The organism is Methylobacterium sp. OAE515 (assembly GCF_041806315.1).
Taxonomy (GTDB): Bacteria; Pseudomonadota; Alphaproteobacteria; order Rhizobiales; family Beijerinckiaceae; genus Methylobacterium; species Methylobacterium tardum.
Genome location: NZ_JBGMUV010000001.1, coordinates 800,157 through 814,669, shown reverse-complemented (window position 1 = coordinate 814,669; position 14,513 = coordinate 800,157). Strand labels below are relative to the sequence as shown.

Genomic DNA, 14,513 nt, shown 5'->3' with positions numbered 1-14,513 from the left:
GCATAGCGCAGGATGCGCGGCAGGGGAATCGGGTTTTCCGAACGCCCGGGCGCCGCGAGACGATGTTCACGGAGCGCTTGCCCCTCCCCCTTGTGGGGTGGGGTCAGGGGTGAGGGTGGTCCAGGATCAAGCGTTCCGGTGCCGCTTGCACCACCCCCACGCGGGATCTGCGATCCCCAACGCCTCCCCACAAGGGGGAGGCGAGCGTGGTCCGGAGGGATGCCTGCGCCGGCTCAGCGGGCGAAGGCGAAGTGGCTGCGCTGCTCGATCTGAGCGGCGTAGAAATCCTCGATCACCTCGCGGACGACCTCGGCCAGCTCGTCGCCCCGGTGCTCGTCGAGTTGGATGTCGCTGCCGACCGTCCGGCCGATCGCGCAGCTCGCGGCGCCCGGCACGAGGCGCTCGTTGTAGCGCTGGTTCAGGCCCGAGACCGAGATGTAATTGCTGCCGCCGAGTTCGGGACCGTACTTGATCTTGATCTTCTGCTCCGACTCGGTGCCGCGCAGCTGCGCGCAGAGGCTGATGAAGTTGTCCTGATCGATCTTGGCCTCGAGCCCGGTGATGCTGCCGTGGACGTTGTCCTCCTCGTTGAGGACCTCGGCCATGAGGTGCAGCACCCCGACCACCGGCTCCAGCGCCCGCGCGCCGTCCTCCAGAAGCTTCTTGCGGAAGTCGTTGCTGCGGGCATCGGCTTCCTGCAGCCGCGCGCGGAACCTGTCCTTGACCTCGTTCACGCGTGCCATCGCGCGCCTCCCTGGTGGTTCAGCCCGATGCTTTGATGCTCGGACATTGAGAACCTACGGAGGCCCAACAGATGACGCAAGATCGTGCAAAATATTGATGCCTGCTCAGAACTTGAGCCGTTGCACAGGAATAATACTTGCTCACGAACTGTGCAACGGTGTCCGTCCGGGCGGTCGGGTCTACTTGAGGAGCTGCAGCAGGCTCCGTCCGGCCGGGGTCTTGAGTTCCTTGGCGTCGAGCGTGCCGTCGTTGTCGGGATCGGCCGCCTTGAAGCGCCGCTCGACCAGGGCGAGGTATTCCTTGCGGTCGAGGGTGCCATCGGAATCGGTGTCGGCCGCCTTCAGGTCCTTCTTGCTGAGCCGGCCCTTCAGCTCCTTCGCGTCGACGGTGCCGTCCTTGTCGGTCTCGGCGCCGTCGAAGACCTTGCCGGCGGCGGCCTGCGCCTCGGCCAAATCGATCGTGCCGTCATGGTCGGTGTCGACGGCTTTCAGCGTGCGCTCGGTGCCGGCGGACCGGGCCAGGGCCGAGGAGGACAGGGCGGCCGGAACGGCCAGACCGAGGGCGAGGGTCGCGGCCAGCGCGCGGGCGGGTGTGATCAGGATCGCGGGCATGAGCGGAATCTCCGGTGGCGGTCAGCGCCGGCAGCCCAAGCCGCCACGCGGTGTGCCGTTCCCGGAGGCGCGTTCACAAGCTGACGATTATCCGCGAGCAGGCGAGCCGGGCCACGGGCCTGCAAGTGTCTGTGCAAGGTCCCGGCGCGTCGGGCGCTCACGCCTCCGATTTCGCAAGGCGGTTCCCCTGTCGCCGCGCATTCCCGCTGCCGCGATCAGCGCGCCGGGCCGTCCAGCGGCGCCAGCCGCTCCGGCCCGGGCGGCCCGGCGACCCGTTCCGGGCGCGACAGCGCGCGGGCCAGGGCTGGCAGGTCCGGGACGGGGGCGCCCGCAGCACCGAAGACCGACCGGTCGAGGGCCGCCAGGACTGCCGCCACGTCCGGCCGGCCCCGCCAGATCCGGGCAAGGTCCGGGGCGTCCCGCATCGCCGCGTCCAACGCCGCGCGGAACCCGGCCGGATCGCCCGCGCGGGCCGCCGCACGCAGGGCCCGGCGGGCGGAGGCAGACAGGCGTAAGGACGGCCGGCCGAGACCGAAGCCGATCAGCGCCAGGCCTAGCCCGAAGGCGGCGAGCGCCGCCGCGGCGGTCACGAGCGGCGAGGGGATCGCGGGCGGCGCCCGGTCGGTCTCGCGGTCGGGCAAGCCACCGCCGATCTGCCGGGCCGGGATCTCGGTCTCGCGCATCGTTCGGGTGCTGGTGTCGAACCACGGGATCGCGATCGCGTCGAGGGGGATGATCTCCGGCACGCCGGGCTTCACGTCCCACTGGTAGGTGGCCCGCGCCACCGGTCCCGACGGGGTCAGCAGGGTCTCGCGCGTGACCGGGCCCGCGAAGGTAATGATGCCGCGGGTGCGCATCACCGGCCGCGGCGGCAGGCCCTCGGCGACCATGCCCTGCGCCTCCAGGGTGACGATCCGGCGGGCCGTCTCGCCGACCTTGATGGTCTCGGGGTCGGGGCTCCACGAATCGGTGATCGCGACGTCCTTGGCGGGCAGCCACCACGGCTCCTTGGCGTCGGGACCGCCGGTGGGCTCGGTCCAGGGCGCCACCGGGAACGGGATCGGCTTCGAGCGCACCTCGACCACCCGCCGCTCGCCGACATCGTTGATTGTCAGCTTGTGGATGAACGGCTCGATGGTGAACTGCCCGGCATGGTGCGGGAACACCGCGACGGTGCGGTCGAACGCGATGGCGCTCTGGCCGTCGGGGAGCTTGGTCCTGCTCCAGTGGTCACGGCCGAGCTGCGTCCAGGAGAAGTTGGCGAGCGAGGGCTGCACCACCTCCTCCAGCAGGATCGGCTGCTTGTAGACCCCGCGGATCTTCAGCAGCACCATCTCGCGGGCGAAGGGCGCGCTGTTGCCGTTCAGCTCCGCGGTCGCCGTCAGGGTGAGGTCGCCGGGCTCGACCTCGGCCTGGGCGGGGAGGGGGGCGAGGAGGATGAGGGCGAGAGCCAGTGGGCGCATCTCAGCCACCCCAAAAGACATCACCACGGGTTGCTCCCGGCGGGAATCGCGGTGCCGGCCTCGACCCGGCGGGTCTGCTCGGCGCGCAGGCGCAGCTTCAGATAGCGGCCGGGATCGTCCGGCAGAGTCTGGAGCCAGAGCCGGTCCGGGCGGATCTCGTGGGCCTCGAAGCTCTTGGTCACCCGCCGGACCTCGCGTTCGGGCGCCTCGGCCACCATGGCGGAGCCGCCGCCGGTCCGGCCGCGGCCGGCCGCGTCGCCGGCCGAGCCGCGGGCCTGGCCCTTGCCGGCGTCGATCGATTGCTGCTCGGCCTTGCCGCGGCGGGCGACCTTGCTGTTGCCGGGCAGCGACGCGCTGGCGCTCGACTCCTTGTTGCCGGCCAGGCCCTCGCCGCTGGAGGCGGCGTTGATGTCGTTGTTCTGGTCCTGGTTGCCGGTGTTGTTGTAGCGGGCGCCGTACTGGGCGGTGCCGTTGGCGACGCCGCCGCCGGGGCCGCGGTCGATCACCTCGGCCTGCATCCGGGCGATCAGCGAGCGGTTGGCCTGGGCGTCGGCGTCGCGGGGGTTGAAGCGCAGCGCCTCGTCGTAGGCCGCGAGCGCGCCGGTGAGGTCGCCCGCCTTCGCGAGCGCGTTGCCGAGATTGTAGCTCGCCCGCCGGCCTCCGGTGCGGAACAGCGCGATCGCCGCGTCGTAGCGGCCGGCCTCGTAGAGCGCCGCGGCGCGCCAGGCCGGATCGTCGAGGACATGCGCGGCGAGCCCCGGCAGGCCGAGGCCGATCAGCAGCCGCCCGAAACCGGTGCGCGGCTGCGAGACGGCGAGCAGCGCCAGGAGGCCGAGGCCGGCAAGCGCGAGGCCTGCGACCCGGGCGCGGTGCCGCCGGCGCGGCGGCAGGCCGGCCCGGAGCGGGGCGGCGAGGCCGGTATCGGGGAGGGTCAGCCGCATCAGGCGCTCCTCATCACGCGCTCCTGCGGAACAGGACCAGGGCCGGCAGGGCCGCGAGCAGCAGCAGCCAGCGCCCGAGATCCGCGTAGGCCAGCACCCCGTAGCCGCCGGCCGCGAGGTGCTGGCTGAGCCCGGCCCCGACCGCGTCGAGCACCGGGCCGGGGGTGTTGATGTCGGCGGTCGCGCCGCCGCCGGCGCGAGCAAGGGCGTCGAGGGCGGTCCGGTCGGGCTTCGGTGCGTTCGGCGGGAGCGGCTTGTCGGCCGGGACGAACAGGGCCTGGAGCCGCCAGCCGTGCTCGGCGATGGCGCGCGCCTCTCGGGTCGCGGCCTCGCCGATGCCGTCGCCGTCGCTGATCAGCACCACGTCGGCCGCGACCACGTTGGCCTCCGCCAGGGTGCGGCGGGCGAGCGCCAGCCCGCGCTCGGGATGGGAGCCACGGTCCGGCACCGTGTCGGCGTCCAGGGCGAACAGGGTGGTGCCGAGGCTGTCGCGGTCGGTGGTCGGGGAGGCGGCGAGGTAGGCGTCGCCGGCATAGACGACGAGCGCCACCGCCCGGGTGCCGGCGGCCTCGGCCACCGCGGCGGCGGCCTGCCGGACGCCCTGGAGATTGCCGCCCTCGGTGACCGAGCGGGACAGGTCGACGACGAGCACGGTCTCGTCGAGGTTGCGGAAGGTGCGCCCGTCGGCGCGCTCCATCGCGGGGCCTGTGAGCGCGAGGGCGATCAGCCCGGCCGCGAGCGCCGCCGCGCGGTTCGCCTGCCGCCGTCCGCCGAGCACCGCGCCGGTCCGGGCGAGATGGGCCATCAGCGCCGGATCGACCGCCCGGGCCCAATCGCCGAGCGGCGCCGCGCGCCACGCGGCGCGGAGCGCCAGCAAGGCGACGACCGGGATCGCCAAGAACCACCACGGACGCAGGAGCGCGAATGCGTCGAGGGCGCTCATCGGGTCGATCCTCCCGCCCAGACTACCTTATCCTGAGGTGCCGGAGCGCAGCGGAGGCCTCGAAGGAGCCCTCCAGCCAGCCGCGCGATGTCTGGAGCCCTCCGCCGAGGCTCGCTGCGCGCGCACATCAGGATGAGGGGATTGGTCGGACAGGCGTGGTATCGGGCCATCACGCCCCCCTCCGGCTGGCGAGCAGCACGGCGGCGGCCATTAGCGCCAGGGCGGCCGGCCAGGGCCACAGGTCCCGGCGCAGCGGCAGGGGCGGCGCCAGCGCGCGGCCGCCCTCCAGCCGGTCGATGGCGTCGGCGACGCGGACGAGGTCGTCCGTGGTCCGCACCCGGAACGCCTCGCCGCCGCTGGCCTGGGCCATGTCGCGCAGGGTCTCGGTGTCGACCACGTCCTGCTCGCCGTCGGCATCGGCCATGTCGCGGGGGCCCAGCGCTATGGTGTAGACCTTGATGCCCAGCTCCCGGGCGAGTTCCGCCACGTCCTTGGGGGCGGTCTGGCCGGCATTGTTGGCGCCGTCCGAGAGCAGGATCACGGCCTTCGCGGGCTTCTCGCCGGGCTTGCTCCCGGACGCGGCCTCGCCCCCGGTATCCCGGGGATCGAGCCGCCGCAGGGCGAGCCCCAGGCCGTCGCCGATGCCGGTGGAACGGCCGCTGATGCCGATCGTCGCCTCGTCCAGCGCCCGGGCGACCGCCGCGGTGTCGAAGCTCGGGGCGGCGGCCACGTAGGCCTGGTCGGCGAAGATCACGAGGCCGATCCGGTCGCCGGCCCGGCGCCGGATGAAGTCGGTGCCGACGCGCTTGACCGCGGTGAGCCGGTTCACGGTCTCGCCGTCGAGGGCGAAGTCGCGCCGCTCCATCGAGCCCGACAGGTCCATGGCGATCATGATCTCGCGACCCGAGGCCGGGAGCGCGGCGGCCGGCAGGACGAGGCGCGGACCACTCAGCGCCGCCACGAGGGCGATCCACAGCGTCCAGGTCAGCAGGGCCCGCCGCCGCCCGCGGGCGGCGAGGTCGGCGCCGGTGCGCCCGTCGCCGACCAGCGTGCCGGGCACGCGGAGCGCCCCGCTGCCGCCCTCCGGCTCGGGCGGGATCAGGCGGGTGGCCAGTAGCGGCAGGGGCAGGGCCAGCAGCGCCCAGGGCGCGGCGAGATCGAAGGCCGACAGCAGGGCGCTGAGCCAGGCGGGCAGGAGGGCGCTCATGAGGACGTCATGCCCGCAGCCGTCCGATCAGGCGGCCGAGTTCGGCGTCGAGGGCGTCGAGGTCGGGATCCTGGCGCCGGTACAGGCCGTCGGTGAGCACCCGTCCGGCACCCCGCGTGAAGAAGTCGGTCCTGAACAGCCCGTCGAGGCGGGCTGCCCAGTCCGCCCCCGCGGCCCGGCTCTCCGCGTCACCGCCGAGCGTCCGGCCGAGGCGGCGCAGCAGACGGGCCTGGGCCAGGAGGCGCGCCTCCGGATCGAGGCCGCGACTCCGGGTCAGCTCGGCCAGCGCCGCCCGGCGGATGGTGGCCCGGGACCGGCTGCGCCCGTAGCGCACCAGCCCGACCAGCAGGGCGGCGAGGAAGCCCAGGGCGGCCGCCGCGATGATCTCGCCCTGCACGGCGCCCGCGGCGCCACTGGGCAGGTGCAGGCCGCGGAGCTGGTCGAGGGACAGGGGGATCTCGGCGGGCGTGACGGGATTCATCGGGATGAACCGCCGGTTCCGGTCTCACAGCACCGCATCAAGGCGCTCCATGAGCGGCGCGTAGGCCTCCGGGCCGGTCTCGACGTCGAGGCGCACGCTCGCGATGCCCCGGCGCGCGTAGTCGGCGAGCCGGGCCTCGGCGGACTCCTCCGCCGGCCCGGCCGCGTTCGGCAGCGCGGTCCCGCGGCGGCCATTCGCGAGGGCGAAGGGGTAATAGCCCGGCGGCCGGGTGCGCTCGAAGGCGTCGCTGACCAGGATGAGCCGGATCGCGATCCGCTCGGCGAGCAGCGTCAGGAGTTCGTCGAAGCCCGGGCCGGGATCGTCGAGGGCGCTGGCGATGACGAGATGGCCGCCGGCGGGCAGCAGGCTGCGCGCGAGACCGAGCGTCGCCTCCAGAGGCGGCTCCGCGCGGGCGGGCGCGCCGGATTCCGCCGCCAGCGCGTCGGCATGGGCCTGGGCGAGGGCGCCGGTCACCGCGATCATGGCGCGCTCGCCGCCCGCCGGCCGCAGTACCGTGGGCGCGCCGGCCGACGCCACCGCGAGACCGACCCGGCCGCCATCGGCCGCGACCCGCCAGCCGAGCAGCGCCAGGGCCTCGGCGGCCGCGACCGAGCGGAGCGCCCGGCGGGTGCCGAACAGCATGGAAAGCCGGAAATCGGCGAGCAGCACCACGGCGCGGTCGCGCTCGTCGTAGTGGGTGCGCACGTGCAGCTGCCCGGTGCGGGCGGTGGCGTTGCGGTCGATGAAGCGGCGGTCGTCGCCTTCGGACCAGAGGCGGACATCCTCCGGCTCCGAGCCGCGCCCGCGGCGCCGCGTGACGATGCCGCCGGGCAGGCCCGCAAGCGTCCGGGTCGCGGGCGCCGAGCCGCGGCGGGCGAGGTGGCGCAGGCCCATCAGGGCCTCGCCGGAGAGGTGGATGCCGTGCTCGGCGCGATCTCTCCCTGCGCCCTGAACGGGGGAGGGGGGCCCGGCCGTCGGGCCGCCGTCCCCCGCGGAGGGGGGCGGGTGTTGGCGGCGCGACTGCCCGAACCCGAACACCGTCAGAGCGCCCGCACCCGCTGGATCAGGTCACCGACGACGCCGCGCGCCGTCTTGCCCTCGGCGGCCGCCCGCCAGGTCAGGCCGATGCGGTGGGAGAGGGCGTCGCGGGCGAGCTCCGTGACATCCTCGGGGATCACATGGTCGCGACCGCGCAGCCAGGCCCGGGCCTTGCCGGCCATCATCAGCGCCAGGGTGCCGCGCGGCGAGGCCGGGTGCTCGATCAGGGCGCGCAGGTCCGGGGCGGCCGCGTCGGTGCGGGTCGCCGCCACCAGCCGGACGAGGTAGTCCTTGAGCGCCGGCGACACGTAGGTGGCGAGCGCCGCCTCCCGGGCGGCGCGCACGTCGGCCAGCGACAGCCGCATGGTCATCGCGTCGACGTGGTGGGTGATCTCGCCCTCGACCAGGTCGAGGATCGCCCGTTCGGTGGTCTCGTCGGGCATGTCGACCACAACGTGGAGAAGGAAGCGGTCGAGCTGCGCCTCGGGCAGCGGGAAGGTGCCGGCATGCTCGATCGGGTTCTGGGTCGCCACGACCATGAACGGGTCGGACAGGCGGTGGGTGTGACCCGAGACCGTCACCTGCCCCTCGGCCATGGATTCGAGCAGCGCCGACTGCACCTTCGGGGGCGCGCGGTTGACCTCGTCGACCAGTACGAGGGCGTGGAACAGCGGCCCGGGCAGGAACTCGAAGGTGCCGCTGTCCTGGCGCCAGACTGTGGTGCCGGTGAGGTCGGCCGGCATCAGGTCCGGCGTGCACTGGATGCGCGCGAAGGAGCCGTCGAGCCCGTCGGCGAGGCGCTTGACCGCGCGGGTCTTGGCCAGCCCCGGCGCACCCTCGATCAGCAGGTGGCCGCCGGTCAGGAGCCCGATCAGCAGGCGTTCGACGAGGCCGGCGCTGCCGATCAGGCCGCGCTCCAGCCCCTCGCGCAGCGCCATCACGCGCCCGTGCAGATCCGCATCCGGGACGCTCTCGGGCCGGCGTTCGGCGCGCGCACCGCTCATCACAGCGCTCATGCGGAGACTGACCCGACGCGGATCGAATCCGCCGCACCGGCCGTTCCCCGGGCCATGTCGTGGGCCATGTGCTGCATCCTGCACGTCTCCTCGGCCGGGTCCCGAATTCTTAAGGGATCCTCAGGCTCTTGCCGGTGTGCCCGCTGCCCGGTGCGGCCGTCAATCCCGCTTCGGACACGCTGTCCGATCCGGGCCGGGCCATGGTGTCACGGTTCCGTCACCTCCCCGCTTCCATGAGACCGCGGATGACCAGCTACGCCGCCCTCCCCGAAGAGTTGAAATCCGGCATCGGCCTGCTCGTGGCCTTCGTGCTCGGCACGATCATCGGGGCCGAGCGGCAGTACCGGCAGCGCACGGCGGGCCTGCGCACGGCCGTGCTGGTGGCGGTCGGCGCCAGCGCCTTCGTGGATCTCGGCATGCGGCTGACCGGTCCGGACGGGGGCGTCCGCACGGTGGCCTACGTGATCTCCGGCATCGGCTTCCTCGGCGCCGGCGTGATCATGAAGGAGGGGATGAACGTCCGCGGCCTCAACACGGCCGCCACGCTGTGGTGCTCGGCCGCCGTCGGCGCGTTCTGCGGCGCCGACCTGCCGCTGGAGGCCGTGTTCGTGATGGTGACGGTGCTGGCTTGCAACACCGCGCTGCGGCCGCTGGTGAACGCCATCAACCGCGCGCCGATCCGCGAATCCGCCACCGAGGCGACCTACGAGGTCCAGGTCACCACGGCACCTGGCGAGGCCGGGCCGGCCCAGGACCTGCTGGTCGAGCGCCTGGAGGCGGCCAATTACCCGGTCAGCAGCGTCGTGGTCGAGGAGCGCGGCGAGTCCGCGGTCGACGTGGTGGCAACCCTGACGGCCAGCGCCGTGAAGGCGGAGGAGCTCGACGCCGTCACCGCCGAGCTCGCCCGCGCCCCGGGCATCCGCCACGCCACCTGGTCGATCCAGACGGCGGATTGATCCGTTTCGGGGTCGGAACCCGGTCTGCTCGACCGCACCCGCGTGGTCCCGACCCGTGGGCCATCCATCGGGATCGCACGGGGTCCTCCGAACCGGCCCCCTGTTGACCGCCGTGTTGCTGCTCGAACCTCACGCGCAGCCGGATTAAATGTTTCTTCTAAACGTATGCATCTCATTTCCAGTCAGATCTGGAGATAATTCAATAATTTTATTCAGGACTAGATACATACTTGCCGTCACATCAGTTCTAGAATTAGAATGAGTCTGCAGAACGGAGGGTTCGATGCGCCGGAACTTTGCTCTTCCGATGATGGCTCTCGGGATGCTGGTGGTCTCCAGTCAAGCCCAGTCCGATACGCTGCAGGCCGATGCACAAAGTGCGGCCACCAAGTGGGATGACGCCTACAACAGCGGCGATATGGGCACCCTCGGCAGGCTCTATACGACGGACGCCGTCGTCGTGACGAAGGGCATGCCGCAATCGGGCGAGGGCATACAGAAGTTTTTCTCGGGCCTGAAATCCAAAGGCTGGGACGATCACAAAACAATCGTGAAGACGGCTCTGCCCAAGGACAACCTGCTCATCGTGTCGGGGCGCTGGGAGATGACCGGTCCCGTCGAAGGGGGCACGAAGAAGAAGTTCGAAGGAAACTGGGTGAACGTGATGGAACGCGGCAAGGATGGCTGGCGCACCGTCCTCCACACGTGGAACTAAGCCCCGCACCATAAGACGCTCGGCCTCGGCTTCCGACGGAGATCATGGAGGGACGCCGTGACACCATGGGTTCTGTTCGTCCTCCCCATCCTCCCCATCCTCACCGCCACGGCAGTCCAGGCCCTCGACGCGGAGGCCGTTGTCGGCACGTGGCGTCTTGCCAGCGCGACGCGCAACATCGTGGAATCCGGCGAAGTCATCGATGCCTATGGCGGGCCGAGGCCGAATGGATGGCTCACATACGGCACAGACGGTCGGATGATGGTGATCTGCGCGTTCGAGAACCGGGACAGGCCGGAAGCGAACGACAAGATGTCCGACGAAGACCGCGTCAAGCTGCACAAGACGTTCTTCGCCTATGCGGGCACCTACAAGGTTGAGGGGAGAACAATCACCCATATGATCGACACCTCGTGGAACGAAGTGTGGTCGGGGACCTCACAGGTCAGGAAAGTGGAGCTCATGGACAACGCGCTGATACTCACGACGTCGCCGTTCAAGTTCAATGTCGACGGACGGAACAGCATCATCACTTTGGTCTGGAAGAAGTATCCCTGAATGCGATGAGTGCCGTTCCCGATCGCGTCGAGACGGTCGACGGCAGATCACGGGGCGTTGCGTCGGGGCGGATCATCCCACCCTCGCCCTCGTCCTGAGGTGCGGCGAAGCCGCGTCGAAGGCGCCCTCCAGCCGGACGCGCGATCCCTGGAGTCCTCCTCCGAGGCCCGCTAGCGTGGTCACCTCAAGATGAGTGGGAGTGATGGGATAGGGGCGGGTCGTCGCGACTCACAACCGCGAGCCCCGCTCCGCGAACGGGACGCAACCCGAACGGTCGCGGCTGCAGGCCCGGCTTCAGCATCCCGGCTGGACAGGGTCTCAGGTTCGCGCGCCGCCGCACACGGTGCACGGTGACGGGCGTTCGAACCCCAGGCTCGACCCGATCGCGACGCAGCCGGCTCGCGATCCCGCCCCGGTCACGAAACCTCCGGGCCCGATCGAACCTTATCCGGCGGATGTCCGGAGACCGACCATGACCCAATCGCAGAAGAGCGCGCTGATCGTCGGGGCCTCCCGCGGCCTCGGGCTCGGCCTCGTCGAGACCTTCCTGGCGCGCGGCTGGCGGGTCACCGCGACCCAGCGCACGCCGTCCCCGCAGCTCGGCCGCCTGAGCGCCGAGGCGCTGCGCATCGAGACCGCCGACATCGACGACGATGCGGGTGTCGCCGCCCTCCACGACCGCCTGGCGGGCCAGCGCTTCGACCTGATCTTCGTGGTGGCCGGCGTCGCCACGCAGGCGCATGATCCGCTTCACGCGGTGCCCCGTTCGGTGGCCGCGCAGGTCTTCCTCACCAACGCGATCAGCCCGATCCGTTTCGCCGAGGCCTTCCTTGACCGCCTCGCCCCCGGCGGCAGCCTCGCGCTGATGAGCTCGGTCCTCGGCAGCGTCAGCCTCAACGACAGCGGCGGCTGGGAGACCTACCGGGCCAGCAAGGCGGCGCTGAACACCCTGGCGCGCAGCTTCGAGATCCGCCACCGGGCCGAGAACCTGTCGGTGCTGATCCTGCACCCGGGCTGGGTGCGCACCGAGATGGGCGGGGCGGAGGCCGATATCGACGTGGCGACCAGCGTCACGGGGCTCGCCGACGTGATCACGGACCGGCTCGGCCGGCCGGGCGCCCATTACCTCGATTACACGGGCAAGACGCTGCCGTGGTGACGCTGCGCCGGTAGGAGTCGCTCAGCGGCGCGGGTCGAGGGGCCGACCTCGGCGCTCGATCACCACGGTCGGACGGGTGCGCCGCTCGACCACGACAGTCCGGGGCGCTCGGCTCGGGCTCGCATGGGTCAGGATCCGCTCCGGCGCGCGCTCGGGCTTGGCCTTCTTGGCCGCCAGGACGTGCGGGCGGACCTCGTCGGCGGGCAGGCCCATCAGGCCCGCGGCGATCTCGACCTGCTGCTCGACATCGTCGGCGAGGTCTTGCGCGGCGGCGACCGCCTCGTTCACCGTCGGCGGCTCGCGGCGCACCCGGATCGGGGGCAGGTCGGCGAAGCTCTTCTGCGTCTTCTTCACGGAGCGACTCGCGGTCTTCATGGGGAAGACATAGCCCTTTCCGGGCCGGTTGTGCAGTGCATCAAAAACCTGTGACCGGCGTGCCCGGCACATGCCTTGAGGGCGCGTGATGCAGGAATGGGCAGGACGGGCCCAGCCCGCTCGGGCAGACGAACAATCCTTTGGCAGAATTCTTCCCAGCCCGCGCCGGATGCGACATAGGGGCGCAGGACGCTCCGTGCAACGTCCGGAACCGGCGTCACGCCGGCGGCGGCGTTAAGGCCGCCTGTGCTAGCATCGTCCGATGACCGAGACCCTCGATCCCCGGCTCACCCCGGCCCGTGCCGACCTCGCCGATCTCCGCCTGCGTGACCGGGTCACGGCGGCACGCTACGTGGCGGCCGCGCCGCGCCGGGTGACGGCGCCCGCGGCACCGCTGCGCCGGGCGCCATCCGCCACGGCCGGTCTCGACACCGAGGCTCTCCTCGGCGACGCCGTCGACGTCTACGACGAGGCGGACGGCTTCGCCTTCGTGCAGCTCGTCCGCGACGGCTATGTCGGCTACCTGCCGGCCGCCAGCCTGGGCCCGGCCGCACCGGAGCCGACCCATCGGGTCACGGCCCTGCGCACCTTCCTGTATCCCGAGCCGGACCTGAAGCGGCCGGTCCGCGCCCATCTGAGTCTCGGGGCGCGCCTCGTCGTGACCGGGGAGACGGACACGTATCTGGAGACCCCGGGCGGCTTCGTGTTCGTCCGCCATTGCGCGCCGGTGACGGCCTGCGAGCCCGACTATGCGGCGACCGCCGCGCGGCTCCTCGGGACGCCCTATCTGTGGGGCGGCCGCACCAGCCTCGGGCTCGACTGCTCGGGCCTCGTGCAGCTCTGCCTCGACACGGCTGGGCTGCCCTGCCCGCGCGACGCCGACATGCAGGAGCGCGACCTCGGCCATGCGCTGCCGCGCGACCACGTGGACCTGCGCCGGGGCGACTTCGTGTTCTGGCGCGGCCATGTCGGGCTGATGCTCGATTCCGAGACGCTGATCCACGCCAACGGCCACCACATGGCGGTGGCGGCCGAGCCCCTGGCCGAGGCCGTGGCCCGGATCCAGGCGAACAGTTTCGGCGCCGTGACCGGCATCCGGCGCCTCTGACCCGGCCGGGGTCCAATTCGCGCGGCAATCGTGCTACAGAGGCGCCCCGCGGCCGTCTTCCTGCCCGGTTCCTGAGCCAGGAATGTTGACAGGACAGCCCCGCCCTCGCCACATCCCCCGCATGACCGTCGATATCGCGACCCCCGAGCCCGTCCTGGGCACCGCCGGCAAGCCGCCGCTGGAGATCCTGCTCTGCGCCCCGCGCGGCTTCTGCGCCGGCGTGGTGCGGGCCATCGACGTGGTGGAGCGGGCGCTCGCCATCTATGGGCCGCCCGTCTACGTCCGCCACGAGATCGTGCACAACAAGTACGTGGTCGAGAGCCTGAAGCGGAAGGGCGCGGTGTTCGTCCGCGAGCTGGACGAGGTGCCGGACGGCGCCGCCCCGGTGATCTTCTCCGCCCACGGCGTCGCCAAGACGGTGCCGGCGAACGCTGATTCGCGCGGGCTGACCACGATCGACGCCACATGCCCGCTGGTCACCAAGGTCCACCGCGAGGCCGAGATCCACCACAAGCGCGGCCGCCACGTGCTGCTGGTCGGCCATTCCGGCCATCCCGAGGTGGTCGGTACGATGGGCCAGCTGCCCAAGGGCTCGATCACCCTGGTGGAGGATCTCGAGCAGATCGCGGCCCTGACCCCGGACAATCCCGACAACCTCGCCTGGGTGACCCAGACCACCCTCTCGGTCGACGACACCCGCCACATCGTCGAGGCGCTGAAGAAGAAGTTCCCGAACATCACCGGGCCGCACAAGGACGACATCTGCTACGCCACCACCAACCGCCAGGAGGCGGTGAAGCAGGTGGCGCCGCTGGTCGACGCGCTGATCGTGGTCGGCTCGTCGAACTCGTCGAACTCGCAGCGCCTGCGCGAGGTCGCCGAGCGGGTCGGCTGCCCGATCACCCGCCTGGTGCTCCGTGCCGAGGAGATCGACTGGCCGGCCTTCGAGGGCATCCGCAAGCTCGGCCTCACCGCCGGCGCCTCGGCCCCCGAGGTGCTGGTCGAGGAGATCATCGATGCCTTCGCGGCCCGCTACGACGTGATCGTCGACACGGTCTCGACGGTGATCGAGGACATGGTCTTCCCGCTGCCGCGGGAGCTGCGCAGCGAGGCCGCTGAGTAGGCGACCCAGTAGGCAGCCTGGACACAGGCGCGGCAGGCTTTATGCGGGGGCGCTTCGGCGCCCCTCGTCGTATCG

The 14,513-nt window shown here is 71.8% G+C and carries 16 protein-coding genes; 6 read left to right on the top strand and 10 right to left on the bottom strand.

Going from position 1 to position 14,513, the window contains the following annotated elements; translation table 11 throughout:
* Positions 1-233 precede the first annotated feature (233 nt).
* The 9 genes from ABIE45_RS03845 to ABIE45_RS03805 form a co-directional block, all read right to left on the bottom strand.
* Positions 234-743, bottom strand: a complete 510-nt coding sequence (locus tag ABIE45_RS03845) for a hypothetical protein (protein ID WP_192710462.1) — start codon at positions 741-743, stop codon at positions 234-236.
* A 180-nt stretch (positions 744-923) separates the two neighbouring features.
* Positions 924-1,355 (bottom strand): EF-hand domain-containing protein, encoded by a 432-nt coding sequence (locus ABIE45_RS03840; RefSeq protein ID WP_192710463.1) that lies wholly within the window; start codon positions 1,353-1,355, stop codon positions 924-926.
* Positions 1,356-1,570: 215 nt separating this feature from the next.
* The gene (locus ABIE45_RS03835; protein ID WP_373622153.1) at positions 1,571-2,818 is read right to left on the bottom strand and encodes a hypothetical protein; all 1,248 of its coding nucleotides are present in this window, start codon (positions 2,816-2,818) and stop codon (positions 1,571-1,573) included.
* A gap of 20 nt (positions 2,819-2,838) precedes the next feature.
* Positions 2,839-3,759 (bottom strand): tetratricopeptide repeat protein, encoded by a 921-nt coding sequence (locus ABIE45_RS03830; RefSeq protein WP_192710464.1) that lies wholly within the window; start codon positions 3,757-3,759, stop codon positions 2,839-2,841.
* A gap of 13 nt (positions 3,760-3,772) precedes the next feature.
* On the bottom strand, positions 3,773-4,702 hold the full coding sequence (locus tag ABIE45_RS03825) for a VWA domain-containing protein (RefSeq protein WP_192710465.1): 930 nt from the start codon (positions 4,700-4,702) through the stop codon (positions 3,773-3,775).
* 169 nt (positions 4,703-4,871) lie between these two features.
* Positions 4,872-5,909 (bottom strand): VWA domain-containing protein, encoded by a 1,038-nt coding sequence (locus ABIE45_RS03820; RefSeq protein ID WP_192710466.1) that lies wholly within the window; start codon positions 5,907-5,909, stop codon positions 4,872-4,874.
* A gap of 7 nt (positions 5,910-5,916) precedes the next feature.
* Entirely contained in the window at positions 5,917-6,390 is a 474-nt protein-coding gene (locus ABIE45_RS03815; protein WP_192710467.1) for a DUF4381 family protein, read from the bottom strand.
* 24 nt (positions 6,391-6,414) lie between these two features.
* Positions 6,415-7,284 (bottom strand): DUF58 domain-containing protein, encoded by an 870-nt coding sequence (locus tag ABIE45_RS03810; RefSeq protein ID WP_192710468.1) that lies wholly within the window; start codon positions 7,282-7,284, stop codon positions 6,415-6,417.
* 146 nt (positions 7,285-7,430) lie between these two features.
* Positions 7,431-8,432, bottom strand: coding sequence for a MoxR family ATPase (locus tag ABIE45_RS03805; protein ID WP_192710469.1), 1,002 nt, complete (start codon positions 8,430-8,432; stop codon positions 7,431-7,433).
* Between the two features lie 257 nt (positions 8,433-8,689).
* Between ABIE45_RS03805 and ABIE45_RS03800 the strand changes: the two genes are divergently transcribed.
* From ABIE45_RS03800 to ABIE45_RS03785, 4 genes are all read left to right on the top strand, one after another.
* Positions 8,690-9,400, top strand: coding sequence for an MgtC/SapB family protein (locus ABIE45_RS03800; RefSeq protein WP_192710470.1), 711 nt, complete (start codon positions 8,690-8,692; stop codon positions 9,398-9,400).
* Between the two features lie 283 nt (positions 9,401-9,683).
* Positions 9,684-10,115: a DUF4440 domain-containing protein gene (locus ABIE45_RS03795; RefSeq protein ID WP_192710471.1), complete on the top strand. Its 432-nt coding sequence runs from the start codon at positions 9,684-9,686 to the stop codon at positions 10,113-10,115.
* Positions 10,116-10,172: 57 nt separating this feature from the next.
* On the top strand, positions 10,173-10,673 hold the full coding sequence (locus tag ABIE45_RS03790; protein WP_373622152.1) for a lipocalin-like domain-containing protein: 501 nt from the start codon (positions 10,173-10,175) through the stop codon (positions 10,671-10,673).
* Positions 10,674-11,145: 472 nt separating this feature from the next.
* Positions 11,146-11,832, top strand: coding sequence for an SDR family oxidoreductase (locus ABIE45_RS03785; protein WP_192710472.1), 687 nt, complete (start codon positions 11,146-11,148; stop codon positions 11,830-11,832).
* Between the two features lie 21 nt (positions 11,833-11,853).
* Here the strand turns inward: ABIE45_RS03785 and ABIE45_RS03780 are convergent, their stop codons facing one another.
* Positions 11,854-12,186 carry a hypothetical protein gene (locus ABIE45_RS03780; RefSeq protein ID WP_373622151.1) on the bottom strand — a complete coding sequence of 111 codons (333 nt, stop codon included), beginning with the start codon at positions 12,184-12,186 and terminating at the stop codon, positions 11,854-11,856.
* Positions 12,187-12,469: 283 nt separating this feature from the next.
* Between ABIE45_RS03780 and ABIE45_RS03775 the strand changes: the two genes are divergently transcribed.
* Together ABIE45_RS03775 and ispH are read left to right on the top strand one after the other, a co-directional pair.
* Positions 12,470-13,315: an NlpC/P60 family protein gene (locus ABIE45_RS03775; RefSeq protein WP_192710474.1), complete on the top strand. Its 846-nt coding sequence runs from the start codon at positions 12,470-12,472 to the stop codon at positions 13,313-13,315.
* A gap of 121 nt (positions 13,316-13,436) precedes the next feature.
* On the top strand, positions 13,437-14,438 hold the full coding sequence (gene ispH, locus ABIE45_RS03770; RefSeq protein WP_192710475.1) for a 4-hydroxy-3-methylbut-2-enyl diphosphate reductase: 1,002 nt from the start codon (positions 13,437-13,439) through the stop codon (positions 14,436-14,438).
* Positions 14,439-14,513 lie beyond the last annotated feature (75 nt).

Coding starts and splice junctions, on each gene's coding strand:
- ABIE45_RS03845 (WP_192710462.1), bottom strand. CDS start 743: ATGGCACGCGTGAACGAGGTCAAGGACAGGTTCCGCGCGCGGCTGCAG.
- ABIE45_RS03840 (WP_192710463.1), bottom strand. CDS start 1,355: ATGCCCGCGATCCTGATCACACCCGCCCGCGCGCTGGCCGCGACCCTC.
- ABIE45_RS03835 (WP_373622153.1), bottom strand. CDS start 2,818: ATGCGCCCACTGGCTCTCGCCCTCATCCTCCTCGCCCCCCTCCCCGCC.
- ABIE45_RS03830 (WP_192710464.1), bottom strand. CDS start 3,759: ATGCGGCTGACCCTCCCCGATACCGGCCTCGCCGCCCCGCTCCGGGCC.
- ABIE45_RS03825 (WP_192710465.1), bottom strand. CDS start 4,702: ATGAGCGCCCTCGACGCATTCGCGCTCCTGCGTCCGTGGTGGTTCTTG.
- ABIE45_RS03820 (WP_192710466.1), bottom strand. CDS start 5,909: ATGAGCGCCCTCCTGCCCGCCTGGCTCAGCGCCCTGCTGTCGGCCTTC.
- ABIE45_RS03815 (WP_192710467.1), bottom strand. CDS start 6,390: ATGAATCCCGTCACGCCCGCCGAGATCCCCCTGTCCCTCGACCAGCTC.
- ABIE45_RS03810 (WP_192710468.1), bottom strand. CDS start 7,284: ATGGGCCTGCGCCACCTCGCCCGCCGCGGCTCGGCGCCCGCGACCCGG.
- ABIE45_RS03805 (WP_192710469.1), bottom strand. CDS start 8,432: ATGAGCGGTGCGCGCGCCGAACGCCGGCCCGAGAGCGTCCCGGATGCG.
- ABIE45_RS03800 (WP_192710470.1), top strand. CDS start 8,690: ATGACCAGCTACGCCGCCCTCCCCGAAGAGTTGAAATCCGGCATCGGC.
- ABIE45_RS03795 (WP_192710471.1), top strand. CDS start 9,684: ATGCGCCGGAACTTTGCTCTTCCGATGATGGCTCTCGGGATGCTGGTG.
- ABIE45_RS03785 (WP_192710472.1), top strand. CDS start 11,146: ATGACCCAATCGCAGAAGAGCGCGCTGATCGTCGGGGCCTCCCGCGGC.
- ABIE45_RS03775 (WP_192710474.1), top strand. CDS start 12,470: ATGACCGAGACCCTCGATCCCCGGCTCACCCCGGCCCGTGCCGACCTC.
- ispH (WP_192710475.1), top strand. CDS start 13,437: ATGACCGTCGATATCGCGACCCCCGAGCCCGTCCTGGGCACCGCCGGC.